We start from the raw sequence: 18,793 nt of genomic DNA on the forward strand, positions 1-18,793 counted from the left end.
CACGCTGGCAGATTATTTTTCTTAGATAACGGTTAGAACTGCACAAATAGAAAACATAAGAAATTTGAGGCAGCAGAAATCGCCGCGTACTTTTTGAAAAATAAAAAAATGGTCTAATGAGCCCGTGGGTCTTTCTTCCTATTCGGTACATCATCTCCGGCACGGGCTGAGCGCCGTGGCGGCAGCTTCCAGTACCACCGAGGGGCTCCCGCAAGATCTTTTGCAACGCCTGCCCGAAGTACGGGGAGTGCTACCGCTTTCTACCTGCAATCGGGTAGAAATCATTATCGAAACCGCGCCTGCGCTCTCCGGAGAGCAACAGGTAGGGGTAGATCGCTATATTCAATCCCGGTTAGGCACGGATTGCGAAACCCGCCGCGACCGCGAAGTGCTGGATCATCTTTTCCAGGTAGCCTGTGGACTGGACTCCATGGTGGTGGGGGAGCGAGAAATCTCCGGACAGCTGCGCCGGGCTCTACGGGTCGCCACCCAGCAGCGAATATCCTCCGCCACCATTACCCGCGCCTGCCAAGGAGCGCTAACCACTTCCCGCCGGGTCGCGCAGCTGACCGGAATCGCCTCCCAGGGGCGTTCGGTAGTGGCTTGCGGCCTCGAAATCGTAAGTGAACGGATAAATCCCCTGGCGGGAACCCCCACGCTCTTGATTGGCACCGGCTCTTATGCGGGAGCGGCAGTCGCGGCGCTACGCGCCAAGGGGGTGCAAGATATCTCGGTATATTCCACTTCCGGGCGGGCAGAACGTTTTGCTTTCGGACACGACTTGCAGCCGGTAGCCAAAGATCAGCTAGTCGCGGCTTTGGAAGCAGCTACTTTAATCGTTTCCTGCCGCGGCATGGGCTCTCCGGTACTAACTAAAGAGGAAGTCCAGCGGGCTTTAGCGCTATCTAACGGCGAAAAAACGATTCTGGATTTGGCCTTACAAACCGATATTGAGGACGGGGTCGCCGCTCTAGAGCGGGTACGAGTAATCAACTTAGAAGAAATCAGTGACCGGGTACCGGAGGCGGGGAAAGCCCAGGTAAAGCGGGCAGAAGAAATCGTGGCCGAGGGTGTAGAGGAAGCCGAAGCGCTGCTCGCAGACCGGCAGATGGACTCGGTAGTGGTAGCGTTGCGCGACAGCTTCCGACAGGTGCTGGCTGATGAAGTTGCGCGTCTACCGAAGGGGGATAGCATCCCTCGCGAAGACGTGGAATACGCGCTGCGGCATCTGGCGGCGCGCCTAGCCCATATTCCCACTATCAATGCCCACCGCGCCGGACGCGAGGGGATGGGGCGTGAATACGTAAACGCCCTCCAGCAAGTGTGGGGATTAGATCTGGATATTCCGGCGGAACCAGGAGATGTAGAACCCGCCTGTCCGGTAACGGGCTTGAAAGTTGCTGATTTAAAACAGGACTCTGCCGGCGAAAAGGAGGTTCGGTGAGTAAGATTTCCGCCCAATACGATGCGGTGATGTTGGTCAGCTATGGGGGGCCGCGGCAAATGGAAGACGTGTTGCCCTTTATGCGCAACGCGACTTCCGGGCGGGGAGTTCCCGATGAGAGGCTAAAACAGGTTTCCACTCACTATGGACGTTTCCACGGAATCAGCCCCATAAATGCCCGCAACCTCGAAATTCGCCGCGCTCTAGAATTGGAACTGAGCCACCGCGGAGATGAAATCGAAGTAGTGATCGGCAACCGCAATTGGCATCCCTTTATTCACGACACGCTTTGTGACCTGGCGATGCGGGGACTTACCCGGGTGCTGTGCGTCTTTACCTCCGCCTACGTGTGTTACTCCGGGTGTCGGCAGTATCGAGAAGACTTAGCGGCGGCGCGCGCCCAGCTTGAAGCGCAGGGGCTAACCCTGGAGCTGGATAAAGTGCGCGCCTACTACACAACCGAGGGCTTCGTGAGCTCCTATACGAAACGCCTGGTAGAAGCGGTGCGCACTATGGAGGAACGTAGCGGACGCCTGCCCTATATCGCATTCGTGACCCACTCGATTCCTCGCGCCATGCAGGAATGCTCCGGCCCTGCCGATCATTCTCGCCCTGATTATCACCGTCAACACCAGCAGGTATGTGCCGAGGTAGCGACGCGAGCCAGTAAAGAACTAGGGCGAGAGCTACCTTGGGATTTGTCCTTTTGTTCCCGCTCCGGACCGCCGCAAATGCCCTGGTTAGAGCCGGATATTAATGATCGGCTGGCGCAGCTGAAAACAGAGGGGATAACCGATGTAGCCTGCGTACCTATCGGGTTTATCTGTGACCATATGGAAGTGGTATATGACCTGGATACCGAAGCCCAAGAAACTGCAGAGCAGCTAGGGCTTAACTATTTGCGGGTGCCTACAGTGGGTACAGATCCCGACTTTATCGGGGCGCTCGCAGACTTGGTGAGCGAACGCGCCCAGGAAAAAGCGGGTGGCCAGGTCACCTACGCCCAGGATGCCTTGGGACCTCGATGGCCAGCGTGGGCACCCCCAGAAGATTCCCGGGTCAGCAAGCACGGTGCTGACCTGCCAGTAGAGTTTGAAACAAAGTAAAATTAGAAAGCCAAAGGAGAAAATTATGGCTCATCCGATGCCCAATGACGTGTCCCCCGATCCTCGTGATCACAAGGTGGATCCTGACGAAGTAAATGCGCGCAATAACTTCTCTTTGCACGCAGTTTTCGAGCTGGCCTTGCCGCTGCCTGCCGAGGAGGCCGAACGGGCAGCTATGGTGCGAGAACTCGAGGAAAAAATCGCTGAGTTGGGAGTGACCGTGCGCGGCTGGTATGACGTTGCCGGTTACCGCTCCGACGCGGACCTGATGTTCTGGTTCCTGGATGAATCCAATGACAAGCTGCAAGATGCCTATCACGCGGTGTTGAATTCCCGCCTAGGCGCCCACTTGGTGCCGGTGTGGTCCATTATGAGCGCTCATATGACTGCCGAGTTTAATAAGCCGCACCTGCCGGCTTGTTTCGGGGGTTGGGCGCCGCGTGCCTATGCCGCCGTTTACCCCTTCGTACGTTCCCTCGAATGGTATTACCTGCCGAAGGCTAAGCGCAGCGCTATGCTCGCGGAACATGGCCGCAACGGTGCTGGTTACCTAGATGTAGCGGTTTCTACCCTGGCGACTTTCGCCCTCAACGATTACGAATGGTCAGTGACCCTAGAGTCCGATGATATTAACCGGGTGATGGGCGTGCTACGTCAACAGCGTGATTGTGAAGCCCGCCTGCATGTACGTCAGGACACCCCGTTCTACACTGGCAAGCGGATGGAACTATCCGAGTGGGTTGAGCGCCAGACCACTGAAAAATAGTTATTCCTCCCTTGCCTAAAACCTGGGATATTTCGGGATTGAAGTCCCAGGCGTAGGCTAGTTTTCCAATAACGGCGTAGTATATCTAAGGCGCGCCCCTTATTGGGTGGCATAAGTCACAACAAACGAGTACTGTTAAGACGGTATGTATCGTTCGATGGTTTTCGAGAATTTTTGTGTCAAGGAGTGATTGGTTTGGATTCGTCCTTTTTAGCTAGGGTTCCTCTCTTTGAGGGACTGGATCAGGAAGCGCAGATGCGGCTGTTTTCAATGATGGGGCAAACTACGTTGCGCCGGGGGGAAAACTTATTTGAAGAGGGCGATGATGGCGACCGCTTGTATATCGTAGCCGAGGGGAAGATAAAACTTTCGCATCAGTCCCTTGATGGCCGCGAGAACCTACTGGCAGTGCTCGGTCCAGGGGAGATCCTGGGTGAACTCACCCTCTTTGATCCCGGGCAGCGTTCCACTACCGCTACTGCAGTTTCGCCTGCCCGCTTGGTGTTTTTGAACCATGGTGACCTAATGATGTTCTTAGAGGATAATCCGGCTTTAGCGAAGCATATGCTCAAAGCCTTGGCGAAGCGTTTGCGGCGCACTAATGAGTCTCTTGCTGACCTGGTGTTCTCGGATGTGCCGGGGCGGGTGGCCAAGGCGCTACTGGATTTGGCTGATCGCTTCGGGATTCGCACCGAGGACGGAATCCATGTGCCCCACGATTTGACTCAAGAAGAGTTGGCCCAGCTGGTAGGGGCCTCGCGGGAAACCGTGAATAAATCTTTAGCCGAGTTCGTAAACCGCAACTGGATTCGCCTGGAAGGGCGAGCAGTGACCTTGATTGACATTGACCGCTTGGCGCGGCGCGCTCGCTAAAATCTGTCGATAAAGATAGCTGGGGGAGGCAACCGCACGGTTGCCTCCCCCAGCTTTCTTAAAGCACCAAGGCCACCAAGGCTAACCTCCCGGCCAGAAATCAATTTTTATCGCTGGCTTATGGAGGGGCGTGCAAGGGTTTGCGCAGTTGACGCTGGTTAAAGAGAACACCAAATTGGCGCCCGGCTAGTAACCTAGCAAAGCTAGTGTTTCTAGTCTTTCTGGTCTTTGTGCTCTTTCTTCGGGCTGTTATCGGTAGCGGCCTTGACCTTCCGTTCGATCAAATAATCCTTGCGACCGGCGCGGCGCGCGCTATGTGCCAAAAAGGCCACAGCTAGCAGGGAAAGACCAGCTAATAGCAACATCCCAGAACCGCCCGACCAAGCCAAATGATGAGCAATATTGGAAGGTAATGCCTGATAGAAGTGGCCTTGCTGGCCGGCATTATCGAGGGCAGTTAGCAGCGGCTTCAAAGCGTTAGCAGTTTGTTCTGGAACCACCAGGAAGAAACCGCCCCCCACGCTCAGCGCTAGGCCGCTAATGAAAGCACCCAAAGAAGAGAACCTAGCTATCAGGGCCAGTAAGAAGACCATGACTACCGCCACCACAATTTCTATCCACTGACTAGCGCTCAAGGTGGAAGCGGGGAGTAACACATCCCCGCCGCGAGTGCGTAAACGGGTGGCGACATCCAGAACCAGGTACCAGGTGATCGGGACCATCACTAAATAGAGCAACAGCGACCAGACATGAGCTGCTGCCCGCGAAGGTATCGTCGGTTTAACCGTGGCTCCCTCGAAAATAGTTTCTTCAAAACTCTTTTGCCGCTCGGCGGTAGTCAGCACTTCCTCGGGCTCGGTTTCCTCTACCGAATCCCAGTGGGGGGCCTCCTCCGCGACTGGTTCCGCCTGCTCTTCGGAGCCGTTAATCAAGGAATAACGGCGGTCAGCGGTACTTTCTACCTCGCTGGCGGGAGCGGAAAGAGAATCATCTGCATCGACCTCCTGATTACGCTCGATGAGTGATTTACGCTCCGGTGCCGAGGAAGTATTGCTAGCAGAGGATTCGTCCTCAGCTAGCGGCTCGTTAGCGGTGGCTGGTTCTTCCTCGTCCGCGGGGATCGCATTGGCATCTTCCGCACTGCCTGCGATCGCACTGTCGGTATGATCTAGTTGCCCTGCGGGAGCCTGCTCTTCGCTGGTAACAGCCGACTCAGATTTGAGGCCATCCCCCGCGATTAGCGAGTCATTACCAGAGCTGGCAGCGGCGTGATGCTCGCCGGGGATCAAAGTATCTTCGGGAGCCTGTTTCTCTTCGTCTTCTTCTCCCACGAACCAGGTGCGGGTAGTGAAGTCGTTATCCGGCTCGTTCTTACTCATCTGACCTCCAACGAAATCGCGTAGTCTATACAACAGCCACGATAGGTTATGAGATCAGCTTTCGAGGGAGAGCGCGCCGCGCAACTAAAAAATAGTCGCGTCAAATAGCCAGTTCAGTAAGCGAGAAAATTCTAGTCCAGTAGCTGATGACGCACGATGGTGGCGTCCCGGTCAGCTCCCACCCCGACTACACTAATCCGACATCCGGAAAGCTCCTCTAGGCGCTGGATATATTCCTGTGCTTTGACGGGCAAGTCCGCAAAAGTTCTGCAGCTACTAATATCTTCATTCCACCCGGGCAGCATCTCGTAAATCGGCTGGGCATGATGGAAAGCAGTCTGGTCGGCGGGCAGATCATCATAACGTTTCCCGTCAACGTCATAGGCCACGCAAACCGGAATCTCGTCATATTTTGACAAAACATCCAGCTTGGTAATTACCAAGTCGGTTAGCCCATTTACCCGGGAGGCATAGCGAGAAACTACAGAATCGAACCAGCCGGTACGACGGGGACGACCGGTAGTTACCCCGAACTCTCCGCCAGCTTGCCGCAGGTCCTCGCCCTCTTTACCAAACAATTCCGTGGGGAAAGGCCCTTCCCCGACGCGAGTGGTGTAGGCCTTAGCGATCCCAATAACCCGGTCGATGCGAGTCGGTCCGATTCCCGATCCGGAACAGGCTCCGCCGGCAGTACAAGACGAAGAGGTTACGAAGGGATAGGTGCCGTGGTCAATGTCGAGCATGGTGGCCTGACCGCCCTCAAGCAGGATAGTTTCCCCGCGATCTAAGGCCAGGTTCAGTTCTTTAGCACAGTCAAAAACCATAGGCCGTACTTTTTCTACATAAGAAAGCAGCTGGTCAGAAATAGCTTCTGGATCGATAGGCTCTTCAGCGAACTGTTTCTCAATCACAAAGTTCTTACCGGCAAGCGCGGAGCGGACTTTTTGCCGCAAAATTGATTCATCAAATAAATCCTGGATCCGCAGCCCAATCCGATTCATCTTATCCGCATAGGTCGGCCCAATCCCGCGGCCAGTGGTACCAATCTTGCGCTCGCCTAAGGAGCGTTCTGCCAGCCCATCCATCACCTTGTTATAGGGGGGAATGATGTGGGCGTTGAGAGAAACCTTTAGTCGGGAACAATCAACCCCGGCTTCCTGAAGCATTTTGATTTCCGCGAACATCACTTCCAGGTCAACTACCACCCCGTTACCGATTACTGGGGTGACCGTGGGGGAGAGGATGCCGGCGGGAATCAGGTGTAAACCAAACTTTTGATCCCCAACTACAATAGTGTGACCAGCGTTATTGCCGCCGTTGAACTTCACTACCCAGTCTACGCTTTGGCCAACTAGGTCGGTGACTTTACCCTTTCCTTCGTCTCCCCATTGGGCTCCGACAACAATCAGTGCGGGCATGAACTATTCCTCTCGAATAAGGATTTTGGCAAGGCTGCTGGCGAGATTTTCCCGGCAGCTTTTGCACGCTTACTATCTGAGTTTATCCGCCTTGGGCTCTCGGCGGTAGCTGCGCAGCTTTTCCTGAAAAATTCCACTGTCCTCAAAAAGCAGATGGGGGAGCCTAAAACTGCGGAAACTTCGGGCAAAAGGGTGCTTGCCGATACCATGGGAACATGAGCCTTCGCATTTATGATTCTGCCCGTCACCGCATCGTGGACTTTGAGCCGGTGAAAGCCGGACACGTAGGGATTTACCTGTGTGGAGCTACCGTGCAAGGGTCTCCCCATATTGGGCACGTGCGTTCGGCAATTGCTTTTGACGTGCTGATTCGTTGGTTGCGCCGCAGCGGTTATCAGGTTACCTATGTGCGTAACGTGACCGATATTGACGACAAAATCTTGAATAAATCCGCGGAGGCCGGATGGGATTGGTGGGCATGGGCCTATCGTTTCGAGCAAGAGTTCGCCGCCGCCTATCGCGCCCTGGGGGTGCTGCCTCCCACCTATGAACCGCGCGCCACCGGGCAGATTCCCGAACAAATCGCCCTCACCCAGCGGCTAATAGATGCTGGTCACGCCTATAGTGACGGCAACGGTAACGTCTATTTCGATGTTAAATCTCTCAAGGATTATGGCTCGCTGACCCGGCAAAAACTTTCTGATATGCGCACGACCGAGGACGAAAGCCAAATCGATAGCCAGATTGAGGCGGGCAAACGCGACCCGCGCGACTTCGCTCTCTGGAAAGCGGCAAAAGAAAGCGAACCGGAAACCGCCAAGTGGGATTCGCCCTGGGGCAAAGGACGTCCCGGCTGGCATCTAGAGTGTTCGGCGATGTCCCGGCGCTACCTGGGCGAGGCTTTTGATATTCACGGTGGCGGAATTGATCTGCGATTCCCGCATCATGAAAACGAACAGGCGCAATCCCATGGTGCCGGTTGGCCCTTCGCTAAATACTGGATGCATAACGCCTGGGTAACCATTAAGGGTGAAAAAATGTCGAAATCGCTGGGCAACTCGCTGGTGGTTTCCGAAATCTTGAAAACTACCCCGGCAGCGGTGTTACGGCTGGCTTTGGGAACTACTCACTACCGTTCCACCGTGGAATATTCCCCGGAAACCCTGGAGCAGGCCGGCGAAACCTGGAATAAGTTTGCTACTTCCCTGGCACGTTTTGCCCAGGCGGCTCCCGAAGTCGCTACCGCCAGCTCCCAGGAGCTAGCAGGCGCCATCCTCCCAGAGGCTTTTTGCGAAGCTATGGACGACGATCTTAATATCGCGGCCGCCCAAGCGGTGATACACGAAAAAATCAAGCAAGCTAATAACGCTTTTGAATCTGGGAAATCTGACGAGGGCGCGCAGGTAGCGATCCAGATTCGCGCCATGCTAGAGATATTGGGGCTCGATCCTCTCTCGGCGCAATGGCGGGAAGCCGACAGTGGTAACGATTCTGCCGCCGCCGCTGCCTTGGAAAAGCTGGTTGCTGACCAGCTGGAACAGCGAGTTCAGGCTCGTAAAGAAAAAGATTGGGCGCGCGCGGACGGGATACGCGACCGCTTAAGCGCGGCCGGGATAGTTATTGAGGACGGAGCCAGCGGCTCCACTTGGCATTTAGGTTAGGGGTTGGCATGGCAGTTCGCGGAGATCACCACGGCAGAATGAAGCGTACCGATAAGAAGGGCGCACCTAAAGGTAGCGGGGGCAATAAACGCGGCTTGCGGGCGAAAGGACCGACCCCGAAAGCAGAGAATCGCCCGTATCACGCAGCTTATCGCGCTCGTATCCAAAAAGAGCGGCGGGAAGAAACCCAAGCAGCCCAACGCAAAGCGCGTGCCAAACGTTCCTTAATCCAGGTGCGGCGCGGACACCAACTAATTGCGGGACGCAATCCGGTATTGGAGGCCTTACAATCGGATATCCCGGTGACCCGGGTATTTGTGGCAGGCAATCTGGCCGCTAATAAGAAACTCTCCCTGCTGCTTAGCAAAGCCAGTGCCCAAGGGGCGCCTATCGTGGAAGTACCGCGCTCCGACCTGGATTTAGCTACCGAGGGCGCAGTCCACCAAGGCGTCGCCCTGGAGGTGCCTGAGTTTGATTACACCGATCTCGCTGAGCTATTTGAAAATGCCGAAAAAAATCACACCAAGCCTCTGATTGTGCTGCTAGATGGGGTAACCGACCCGCATAACCTAGGAGCGATTGTGCGCAGCGCGGCGGCTTTTGGCGCCAGCGGCGTAGTGATTCCCGGTCGGCGTAGCGCCTCGATGAATGTGACTGCCTGGAAAGCCTCTGCCGGGGCGGCGGCGCGCCTCCCGATAGCCCGGGTATCTAACCTGGTAAACGCGATTCGGCAGTGTAAAGAGCAGGGCTGTTTCGTGTTGGGGCTAGATGGTGGCGGAACTTCCTCAGTGCGAGAATCAGATCTGGCAGATGGTCCTTTAGCGCTAGTAACCGGAGCCGAAGGTGACGGGATTTCCCGCTTGGTGAAGGAAAACTGCGATCTGCTCACCCGGATCGAGATTTCCTCCGAAGTGGAATCTTTAAACGCCGCAGTTGCCACCGGGATTGCCCTATTCGAAGTGGCGGCAGTGCGCCGGGAAAAGGCCGCAGAAAACTAGGAAGACTAGCGGCGCCCTGCCACCCAAAATCCCGTGCGAATAGGGTTTGTTTCCGGCGCATCCTCAAAAATGAAACTGTAGCTTTTGCCCGAGATCACCCCAGACTGACTGCGGACAGAAACTGGTGATCCTAGGAGTTGTAACCCAGCAAACGGAGGGTGGCGACCACGGTACAGACAATCGCAAACAGGGTAGCCAAGGCACAGAAGACGCTAGGCCATCGGGGAGAAATTTGTTTGTGCCAAAGGTAAAACAGCAGCACCAAAGCGAAGATCCCCAAAAAGAACCCGAGGGGAACCAGGAGTGCGGTGGAGGCGCAGGCTACGCCAAAGGCAATGGGCAGGAAATAGGCGAAGAAGTTGTGGCGGACGCGTTCCGAATTGACCAGCGAATCAATTTTGCTGTCCAGTAAATCCGGTTGTACGGGTGCTGCCGGCACGGTTTCTCCCCAACCTACCAGTTGACCATATTTGCGCAGTCGCCGTGCGTCCTCGGAGCGCACCTTGGCGGCGGCCTTTCCCCAAGGCACTTCGGCGAAGTTAGCATTCTCTGCCGCTTGGATAACTTGGGTGCCGTTCCCAGCCTTAATCACGGTTAGATCCGCATCCGCTATGGCCACCACTTGTTCGGGATTACCTAGATAGGCATAAAGTTGCTCCCGGGAATAGGGAGCAGGCAGGGCGGAATCTTCTTCCATTTCCATCACTGCGAGACGTACAGCACGAATTATTTGGTTACGGCGCAGGATCGGGGCAAGTGATAGCAGAGCTGATAGTTGCTGGAAATACTCATCAAGTGGGGGAAGCTGCTCTTCGGTCTGCAAGCATCTCACCTCACCTGGACATTTGTAAATATGGCCACATTTAAAAGAACGAACACACTGCTTAACACATATTAACCCAGTATCTAATAGAGAAAGAATATTTTGAATCGGGGCCAGGTTTTGCGACACTAGAACGGTTGAAAAAATAGAGTGGAGATTAGTAAGCCATGAATAGCAAGACACGTGTTCGCAATGTGGTGGTAACTGGGCTGGCGTTGTTCGCCATGTTCTTTGGTGCCGGCAACCTGATTTTTCCGGTAATGATCGGAGTGAACTCAGGAACGCAACAGGTACCCGCCACTATTGGTTTTATGCTCACCGGGGTGCTGCTGCCGATGGCCGGTATGATCGCGGCCGCTACCTCCTCCTCGGGGGTGCTGGGGATTATTGAACGGATTGCTCACTATCCCGGCCTGGTCTTTTGCTGGCTGATCTTCCTGTCTACCGGGATGCTGTATGCGATTCCGCGTACGGGAGCTGCCTCCTATGCGATGTCGTTCCAGGCGACTGCAGGTGACTCCCACCTGTGGTTATTCGTCTACACTCTGGTTTTCTTCGGGATTGCTGGTTATCTGTGTCTGAATCCGCGCAACGTACTGGATCGTATCGGAGGTCTTTTGACCCCGGCGCTGTTGATTCTGCTGGCAGTAATGATTATTACTGCGGTGGCCACCATGTTGCCTTCGGCGGCTGCTCCGATGGAAGATTATGCTTCCACCCCCACTTTGAAGGGAATTTTTGACGGCTACGGCACTTTGGACGCCATCGCTTCCTTCGTATTCGGGGTAGTAATTATTAGGGCGCTGCGGCAGAAAGGTTTCCAACCTGGCAAACAACTTTTCGGAGTTACTGCCCTGTCTGGTGTAATCGCGGCTTTCTTCCTGGGGCTGGTTTATTTCGGCCTGTCGATGGTGGGATCACGCGTGGGGCGGCTTAACCCCGACGTTAAAGACGGCGGGGAAGGCCTGGCCTTTGCGGCGCATCACCTGTTTGGAGCGACTGGCGCGGTAATATTGGGCGCCATCGCTATCTTGGCCTGCCTAACTACCGCCATTGGGCTAGTCGAGGCCTCAACCCAGTTCTTTAGGGGATTGTTCCCGAATGTTTCGCGTCCAGTATGGGTGATTCTGCACGTTGTAGTATCTTTAGCGATCGCCAACTTGGGCCTAGACTTGTTGATAAAAGTCATCATTCCGGTGATGATGTTCTGCTATCCCGTAACCATCATGCTGGTAGTTACCTGCATCCTGGACATCTTTATTCCCGGCCATATGTTCTGGGCTTATCGTTTATCGGTGTGGGTAGCCGGATTCTTCGGCCTTTTCGATGGTTTGAAAGCTGCCGGGATATTGGAGAATTGGATTGATAACACCATTCCGTTGGCTTCGCTAGGGCTGGGGTGGCTAATCCCCTCCTTCGTTATGCTGCTGCTCGGTCTGGTTATCGATTTCGCGCAGGGCCGGATGAAGCGAGCATACGACTATGATGCGGTGGCGCGGGAACGCAACCAGTCTCTAGTTAGCGCCGGCCTGGCGTTCAATGAAGAGGAATTAGATCAAGTCGCCGCGCCGCAGGAAAACGCGGCAGAAAAATCCGATTCGGACAACTAAAGATTTTCTAGGCCTGCCAGGATTACCGGCACTATCCCTAACAGGATAAATGCTGGTAACTGGCAGATCCCTAGGGGAATAACTAGGCGTACCGAGAGTTTTTGCGCAGCCTGGCGGGCGCGCTGATCCTTACTGGCGCGCACCCGCATCCCGGTACCTTTTAGCAAAGCCTCGGGCGCAACTCCATCCTTCCAGGCTGGCTCGAGTGCCGCAGATAGATACTTTGCCCATTCGGGGTTATTGCCGCCGTGCCTAAGTAGGCTCCAGGCGCTCTCCCAGGCAACCCCGAAAATCAACGCGCGTGAAACCCCTGCTAAGCGCGGTTCCCGGCAGGCAGTAGCCAGGGCGGAAAGTACTCGGGGGATCGAGGCGCCACCGGCTAGTCCCGCACTGGCCAAATCGAGGATCACTGCCGGATCAATAGTGCGGTGCTGATCATTTTTAGTATTAGGCTTGGGCGGCAGATCCGCTGGTAAGAACCAGGGAAGGACACCAAGAAAAACCCAGGTACCGAGGATAAACATATTCAGGCCTGTTCAGCGCGAGCAACTAGCCGAAACATCCAAAACATTCCCGCTAATAGGGCAATAAGACCGGCAAGAGCACTGATAGTGCCGAGGCCACCAGAAAAAATGGCCTGCAGGGGATTGGCTCCTAAAACTGAGCCCAGGGCGATTCCTCCTAACGGTAAAAGCCCCAAAATAGTGGCCGAAGCTTTCGGGGCAGTAAGCGCGAGTTTGCGCGCACGAGCGGCATTTGACGCTTCGGTGAGAGAGTCGGCACAACCGGTTAATACCTCGGCTAAGGGGGCGCCGACCGCCTCGGAAAAACTCACCGCTGCTAACAGTCCGGTCAAAGATGCTTGTTCCCAAGTCGTTAAATACGGTTTGATAGCGCCCCGCAGATCTGCGGGGCTTGCGGTTTTGGGAGGGGAAAATCCGTGCCGCGGCAAACTTTTTATCCAGGCCGAAGTGGGATCGGCCCCGGCGTTTAAACGACTGGCGACCTCAATGACTGCCGCCGCTAGCTGAGGCCGGGGGCGGAAACGACGCCTTAGGAAAGCTGGTAAAGGATAACTGGTGACAGCTACTTTCGGCAGGAGTAAGCGCCGGTTTCCCGGAGGGAGAGCATCAGGTAAATGCCAAGGTATTCCCGCAGCCATCAGCAGCAATCCCAGTAAAATAACAGTTTTCCAGCTCACGACACTTCCTTAAGAGGTTCGAAATCCATATCTAAAAGCTGCGATAGTTTTTGCTGGCCCGCACCGCGTAGCAACTGCCCAGCAGGAGTAACTTTCAGCGCCAGCTGCGCCACCAGGTGGGATTGGTCCCAAACCGGTACTCCTACTTCGGAAACATAACGCCGAGTTCTTCCTCGCTCGGTTAAGCGACGAATCTGCAAAAAAGCATCGACCCCGGCGACGACCTGTGCTGCGACGGTAGATTCTGGCATTAACGCCAATGCTCCTAGCGCCACTAGGCGGGCAGGGACCTCCGTAACCGCATTGGCATGCACCGTTGCCCAGGTACCTTCGTGACCGGTGTTCATTGCAGAGAGGACCTCGCGTACCTCTGCCCCTCGGCATTCACCCAGTACAATGCGATCCGGGCGCATCCGCATAGCTGCGCGTACCAAAGACGACATGGGAACCGCTCCTGCCCCCTGTACATTGGCGCTGCGTTCTTGCAAATGAACCAGGTGGGGGTGGGCGGGGAAAAGTTCGGATACTTCCTCGATACATACAATCCGTTGATTAGCGGGCACCAGTTCCAGCAATGCAGAAAGAAGCGTTGTTTTCCCGGACCCGGTCGCCCCGGAAATAAAACAAGAAGCTTTCCGGGCGATTAATCCTGTCACCACCGGTGCTAAGGGGGCGGGTACAGTTCCAGATTCCACCAATTGGGCAAAGTTGAGGCCTTTGGCTCGCGGGCAACGCAAGGAGATCGCCGGATAGGGAACCGCTAGGGGAGGCAGGACTGCATGCAGACGAATTCCGCCAGGAAGAGTCCCGTCGGCAATCGGAGCCGCATCATCTAGGCGTTTTCCGGCGGCGCCTGCCAGTCTGACCGCCAGGGCTCGCAGGTTGGCAGAGGAACCAAAATCCAGTTTTGTTTTACAAAGACCGCCGCCACTGTCGACCCAAACTTGTTGCGGGCCGTTAATTAATACGTCGGTAACCAGGGGGTCTTGCAATAGCGGAGCAAGTTGCGGGCCAAAACCGGCCAGTTCCGCATTTATAGTTGCCAAGTCACCTAGCAGATGCGCCGTTCCCGACGCAGGCGGGCTGGTCCCCCGAACTACTTCTGCTGGAGATGCTCCCGCTGCGACTTGTAAGCGCGGATCAAGTTCGGTCAAGGAGAGCGGGGGCTGCGAGTGTAATCCTGGTACCAGTTTTAATAGCCGGGTTATTGCGGTTTTCATGATTGATCCGTCAGGAGGCTTCGCAGTATGTGTGCCAGCCTTGCTTGAAAATGTTTTGGTAAGTAAGCACCCAAGCCCTGATTTTGCAACCGTTTTAGCTCGCGGCAATGGGGCACTAGGAATTCCCAATTTCTAGTGCTGCCGAGGAACAGCCTATTGGGGACGCGATTAATAACTATCGGTATTCCTTGGTGACGGAGCTGCGAGATTAGCTGCCGATTGCTAGGCGATTGGGTAAAATCGCTGACGACTAAGGTTTGCCCGGGCAAATATTTGAAAACTTGCGGAGAGCTAACCGGCCCCCAATCCACTACTACCAGTGAAAACGCTCGCATAAGGAGGGAGAATATGCGGGAAATATGATTGGGGTTAGTGCTGTGGAGCTGAAGAAAACGCGTATTTTGCACTGACGGCAGGATCTCACGTAACCGAGAAGCCAATAGGTCCGTTTCCAGGTCACAGGAAGAAAAGTTGGTAATTGCGGTAAAACCTAGCTTGCGCATCCCCGGCGCATAGGGGGAGAGATTTTGGTCTTGAGGGGGACAGGTCGCATCTACAAAAACTGAGTTCTTGGCATTGTTCGCCAGTCCGAAAGCAATGGTGGAGGCGCCACTTTTCGTGCCTAATCCGAAGATGTTGAGGATACGCCCTCGCGGGGGATAGCAGTACTGGTCGACTTGAGCCAAGAATGCTCCTACCTGGGAGGGAAGCCAAAAAATGGAGGGTGTTTGCGAACTAGTTGGTGGTAGGGTGCAGTTACCTTTAGATTCAGGCCTAGGACTCCCCGAAAAAGTAACCCGGATGATCGGAAGCGTAGGGCACGACCAGCTCAAATCAGCCGTCGCTGGCCCGATAACCGTTCGTAAGTTAGCGGCCGAAGTTGGCGGGTGAGTGAGGAAATGAATGCCTGAAATCCCCAACATCTGGGAGAGGAACTTCAGCTGTCCGGGGAGAAATCTCCACAGCAGGCAGGTGGGATCGATAGACGCAGATAGTTGCGAACCATGGGCTTGGGATTGTAATACTTTCGACACCGCCGACTCCTGGAGGTTTAATAGCGAGGTTTATCCCAGGTTTAGAGGTCTGCAGACAGCGGCGACAAATATTAATCTTTGTCCCCTAGGACGCAGCGGGAATATCTACCCCTGGGGACAAACTGGTAAACAGTCTCAGACTTTCTGACGCTGGCAAGTTTTAAGGAAGGCCCCAGAAATCTTGATAGAGAAGAGATATGGGCGCCAGAAAAAATTTTATTCCGGCATGAGGAAGATGAGTGCACAGCTATAGGGAGTGCTGGTAAAAACTATTTTCCTTTACGCTTACGCGAATGTTTGGAACGGCGCCCGGTAGAGCCCCCTCCCAAATCCAGATAGCTCAAGGTCCGGAGGAATAGATTGCGGCAGGTACTAGCTATTGCCTTCCATGCCTGCATTAACTTGCTCCAAATAGGTGCGATCCGCGGATGCTTGCGGAACACTACTAAGGCCACTACCAGTGCTATTAGAATCACCAGGAACCCGATTACCCATTTCTGGTTCATAGTGATACCCGGGTGGTCTTGTCCGCGCACTTCAAAGCCTTTTACCAGAGCTTGCGGAGTGGTCCAGGTGACGGTGTTGCCTTCTGCTTTCGCCCCGGAATAGCTATCGGTTTTCAGAACTGGGCCGGGGAAAGTAATTGCTAGGCGGAACTGGTCGGTTTGGGCATCCAAAAAATCTAGGCTTTGCACCGGGGAAAGCTTGACCACGTAGCTGTCGCCAATATGTTTAATGGTCACAAAAGGTTTCTTGGCCTGCGAAATATGCTGCGCCTTCACCGTGATTGTACAGTCAGAAACCTGGTCTGTAGATTTGTCCTTAATCGCGACTTGTGCAGTTTTTATGTAATCTTCGATCCCGGGAATCTGGTCTTTACATTTAATATCTTGAGCGGTTCGCGGTTGAGTTAAATGGGTACTGAACGAATAGGTGTCGTTTTCATAAATCTGCATTTGCGTGTCAGCTTGACACCCTGAGAGTAGCAGCGCCAAAGGCAGCAGCATTAAAGCTAAAAGTCGCTTGCCTTTCACTCTAACTACCCCCTTTGAGTTCCGATTCCTATCCCGGCTGTCTCGTTATCTTTAGCTTTAATCATACTGTAAAGCTCCCGTGATGCCGGCGCTAAAAAAATCCGTCCTCGTAAAAAATCGCTTAGAAAGGTGTCCTATGGCCTAAAGTTACCTCAATTATGAGCCAGGTCATAGTAATTTTCGGAAAGTTTTAGATGCTCGCGGTAGAGAATGCGGCAGGGATGAAGGACAATGGAAGAGCAAGAGCAACTAGGTGTTGCCGTGTCGAGTGCCGCAGGAGGCAAAAGATAAATGACAGTGACCGAGAAAGATGTGCTAGCTGCCGCCCCGAAGAACGCGCCGAAAGAGGTCGTTGATTGGGTAATTAAAGTTGCAGAGCTGGCCAAACCGAAAGCGATTGAATTTTGTGACGGTTCCGAAGAGGAATGGACTCGTCTAACCGATCTTATGGTCGAGACCGGGATGTTTACCCGTTTGAACCCGGAAAAGCGCCCGAACTCCTTCCTGGCTCGCTCGCTGCCCTCCGATGTGGCGCGGGTAGAATCGCGTACTTTCATCTGCTGTGAAAAAGAAGAGGATGCTGGCCCCACCAATAACTGGGCAGATCCCAAGCAGATGCGCGAAACTCTGCACGAAAAGTTTGACGGCGCGATGGCTGGTCGCACCATGTATGTAATCCCCTTCTCCATGGGCCCGCTGGGGGGACCGATTTCTCAGCTGGGTATCGAGCTGAGCGACTCGCCCTACGTGGTCTGCAATATGCGGATCATGACCCGGATGGGTGCCAAGGCGATGGATCTCATCAACGAGGGACGTCCTTGGGTGCCTGCGGTTCACTCCGTAGGCAAGCCGCTGGCTGAGGGCGAGACTGACGAAGCCTGGCCCTGCAATGATGACAAGTACATTACCCACTTCCCCGAAACCAACGAGATTTGGTCCTTCGGTTCCGGTTACGGCGGGAACGCCCTACTGGGCAAGAAGTGCTACGCCCTGCGTATCGCCTCCACTATGGCTCGCCGCGATGGCTGGATGGCAGAGCACATGCTGATTCTGCGTCTGACCGACGAAAAGTCCGGCGAACAGTACCACGTGACTGCGGCCTTCCCGTCAGCCTGCGGTAAGACCAACTTGGCCATGTTGCAGCCGACCATCCCGGGCTACAAAGTCGAGACCGTTGGTGACGACATTGCCTGGATGCGCCCGGGTGAGGACGGCACCCTGCGCGCCATTAACCCCGAAGCTGGATTCTTCGGAGTTGCCCCGGGTACTTCTTACCAGACCAACCCGATGGCGATGGAGACCATGAAGGAAAACTCCATCTTCACCAACGTTGCCCTGACTGATGATGGCGATGTCTGGTGGGAAGGAATTGATGGGGACACCCCCGATCACCTGATCGATTGGCATGGAAACGACTGGACTCCGGAATCTGGCGAAAAGGCCGCTCACCCGAACTCCCGTTTCACCACTCCGGCTGCGCAGTGCCCGATTGTTTGCCCCGATTGGGAAGCTCCTGAGGGCGTTCCGGTCACCGCGATCCTGTTTGGTGGACGTCGCGCAACCAACGTTCCCTTGGTAGCCGAGCAGTACTCCCCGGCACACGGGGTGTTCATTGGTGCTTCGGTAGCCTCCGAGCAGACCGCTGCCGCTGAAGGTGCGGTGGGCTCCCTGCGTCACGATCCCTTCGCTATGCTGCCCTTCTGTGGCTACAACATGGCCGACTACTGGGGTCACTGGCTAGAAATGCAAGAAAAGGTAGGCGAGAAGTTCCCGCGGATTTACCAGGTTAACTGGTTCCGTAAGGACGAGAACGGCAGCTTCATTTGGCCGGGCTACGGCGACAACGCTCGGGTTCTGGACTGGATCGTGCGCCGCGCCTCTGGCAAGGTGGATGCGATTGAAGGCCCGACTGGCTACTACCCCAAGTTCGAGGACTTCAATCTGGAAGGCACCGGTTTGGGCAAGGAAGAATGGGACAAGATGTTCGCCATCGATCCCGATGCCTGGTTGGCCGAGACCGAGGATACCGAGAAGTACTTCTCGCAGTTCGGTGACAAACTGCCCCAGGCGATCGCCGACGAACTCACTAAGCTGCGTGAGCGTCTGCACGCGCTGAAGTAATCTCCAAGAGAGGAGTTACCTCTTTCCTTTGTAAACCTAAGAGGAAGGTGGCCGGAAACGAAAGTTTCCGGCCACCTTTTTTGTGCTTCTTTGGTTTTTAAACTT

16 protein-coding genes are annotated in these 18,793 nt (G+C 54.8%); 9 read left to right on the forward strand and 7 right to left on the reverse strand.

Annotation, left to right across the window (positions count from 1 at the left end):
• The first annotated feature begins 124 nt into the window (after positions 1-124).
• The 4 genes from AC1EKS_RS04665 (at position 125) to AC1EKS_RS04680 (ending at position 4,189) form a co-directional block, all read left to right on the forward strand.
• The gene (locus AC1EKS_RS04665; protein ID WP_481009432.1) at positions 125-1,444 is read left to right on the forward strand and encodes a glutamyl-tRNA reductase; all 1,320 of its coding nucleotides are present in this window, start codon (positions 125-127) and stop codon (positions 1,442-1,444) included.
• Positions 1,441-2,550: a ferrochelatase gene (locus tag AC1EKS_RS04670; RefSeq protein ID WP_481009431.1), complete on the forward strand. Its 1,110-nt coding sequence runs from the start codon at positions 1,441-1,443 to the stop codon at positions 2,548-2,550. The genes AC1EKS_RS04665 and AC1EKS_RS04670 overlap by 4 nt, the downstream gene beginning before the upstream one ends.
• A gap of 25 nt (positions 2,551-2,575) precedes the next feature.
• Positions 2,576-3,316, forward strand: a complete 741-nt coding sequence (hemQ, locus tag AC1EKS_RS04675) for a hydrogen peroxide-dependent heme synthase (RefSeq protein ID WP_481009430.1) — start codon at positions 2,576-2,578, stop codon at positions 3,314-3,316.
• A gap of 255 nt (positions 3,317-3,571) precedes the next feature.
• A complete protein-coding gene (locus tag AC1EKS_RS04680; protein ID WP_481009472.1) occupies positions 3,572-4,189 on the forward strand; it encodes a Crp/Fnr family transcriptional regulator in 618 nt (205 codons plus the stop codon).
• 212 nt (positions 4,190-4,401) lie between these two features.
• Here the strand turns inward: AC1EKS_RS04680 and AC1EKS_RS04685 are convergent, their stop codons facing one another.
• Positions 4,402-5,568 (reverse strand): hypothetical protein, encoded by a 1,167-nt coding sequence (locus AC1EKS_RS04685; protein ID WP_481009429.1) that lies wholly within the window; start codon positions 5,566-5,568, stop codon positions 4,402-4,404.
• 131 nt (positions 5,569-5,699) lie between these two features.
• Positions 5,700-6,986: an adenylosuccinate synthase gene (locus AC1EKS_RS04690; RefSeq protein ID WP_481009428.1), complete on the reverse strand. Its 1,287-nt coding sequence runs from the start codon at positions 6,984-6,986 to the stop codon at positions 5,700-5,702.
• 215 nt (positions 6,987-7,201) lie between these two features.
• On the opposite strand from AC1EKS_RS04690, the gene cysS reads away from it, so the two are divergent.
• Together cysS and rlmB are read left to right on the forward strand one after the other, a co-directional pair.
• Entirely contained in the window at positions 7,202-8,647 is a 1,446-nt protein-coding gene (gene cysS / locus AC1EKS_RS04695; protein ID WP_481009427.1) for a cysteine--tRNA ligase, read from the forward strand.
• 8 nt (positions 8,648-8,655) lie between these two features.
• On the forward strand, positions 8,656-9,645 hold the full coding sequence (gene rlmB / locus AC1EKS_RS04700) for a 23S rRNA (guanosine(2251)-2'-O)-methyltransferase RlmB (RefSeq protein WP_481009426.1): 990 nt from the start codon (positions 8,656-8,658) through the stop codon (positions 9,643-9,645).
• A 130-nt stretch (positions 9,646-9,775) separates the two neighbouring features.
• On the opposite strand, the gene AC1EKS_RS04705 is transcribed toward rlmB, so the two are convergent.
• Complete coding sequence (locus tag AC1EKS_RS04705; protein ID WP_481009425.1) at positions 9,776-10,477, reverse strand: hypothetical protein; 702 nt, start codon at positions 10,475-10,477, stop codon at positions 9,776-9,778.
• Between the two features lie 158 nt (positions 10,478-10,635).
• Between AC1EKS_RS04705 and brnQ the strand changes: the two genes are divergently transcribed.
• Positions 10,636-12,078, forward strand: a complete 1,443-nt coding sequence (brnQ, locus tag AC1EKS_RS04710) for a branched-chain amino acid transport system II carrier protein (RefSeq protein ID WP_481009424.1) — start codon at positions 10,636-10,638, stop codon at positions 12,076-12,078.
• Here brnQ and AC1EKS_RS04715 read toward each other — a convergent pair.
• Genes AC1EKS_RS04715 through AC1EKS_RS04725 form a run of 3 tightly spaced genes read right to left on the reverse strand, consistent with a single transcriptional unit; the run spans position 12,075 to position 14,499 of the window.
• Positions 12,075-12,602 carry a hypothetical protein gene (locus AC1EKS_RS04715; RefSeq protein WP_481009423.1) on the reverse strand — a complete coding sequence of 176 codons (528 nt, stop codon included), beginning with the start codon at positions 12,600-12,602 and terminating at the stop codon, positions 12,075-12,077. The two genes, brnQ and AC1EKS_RS04715, sit on opposite strands and share 4 nt — an antisense overlap.
• Before the next feature lie 2 nt (positions 12,603-12,604).
• Entirely contained in the window at positions 12,605-13,279 is a 675-nt protein-coding gene (locus tag AC1EKS_RS04720; protein ID WP_481009422.1) for a type II secretion system F family protein, read from the reverse strand.
• On the reverse strand, positions 13,276-14,499 hold the full coding sequence (locus AC1EKS_RS04725) for a TadA family conjugal transfer-associated ATPase (protein ID WP_481009421.1): 1,224 nt from the start codon (positions 14,497-14,499) through the stop codon (positions 13,276-13,278). Before AC1EKS_RS04725 ends, AC1EKS_RS04720 begins: the two co-directional genes overlap by 4 nt.
• A gap of 717 nt (positions 14,500-15,216) precedes the next feature.
• Between AC1EKS_RS04725 and AC1EKS_RS04730 the strand changes: the two genes are divergently transcribed.
• Positions 15,217-15,390 (forward strand): hypothetical protein, encoded by a 174-nt coding sequence (locus AC1EKS_RS04730; protein WP_481009420.1) that lies wholly within the window; start codon positions 15,217-15,219, stop codon positions 15,388-15,390.
• A 412-nt stretch (positions 15,391-15,802) separates the two neighbouring features.
• Here AC1EKS_RS04730 and AC1EKS_RS04735 read toward each other — a convergent pair whose 3' ends face one another.
• Positions 15,803-16,567 (reverse strand): LppM family (lipo)protein, encoded by a 765-nt coding sequence (locus AC1EKS_RS04735; protein ID WP_481009419.1) that lies wholly within the window; start codon positions 16,565-16,567, stop codon positions 15,803-15,805.
• 291 nt (positions 16,568-16,858) lie between these two features.
• Between AC1EKS_RS04735 and AC1EKS_RS04740 the strand changes: the two genes are divergently transcribed.
• Positions 16,859-18,688, forward strand: coding sequence for a phosphoenolpyruvate carboxykinase (GTP) (locus tag AC1EKS_RS04740; protein WP_481009418.1), 1,830 nt, complete (start codon positions 16,859-16,861; stop codon positions 18,686-18,688).
• Positions 18,689-18,793: the final 105 nt, after the last annotated feature.

Source organism: Varibaculum sp. C0165D1, assembly GCF_056590355.1.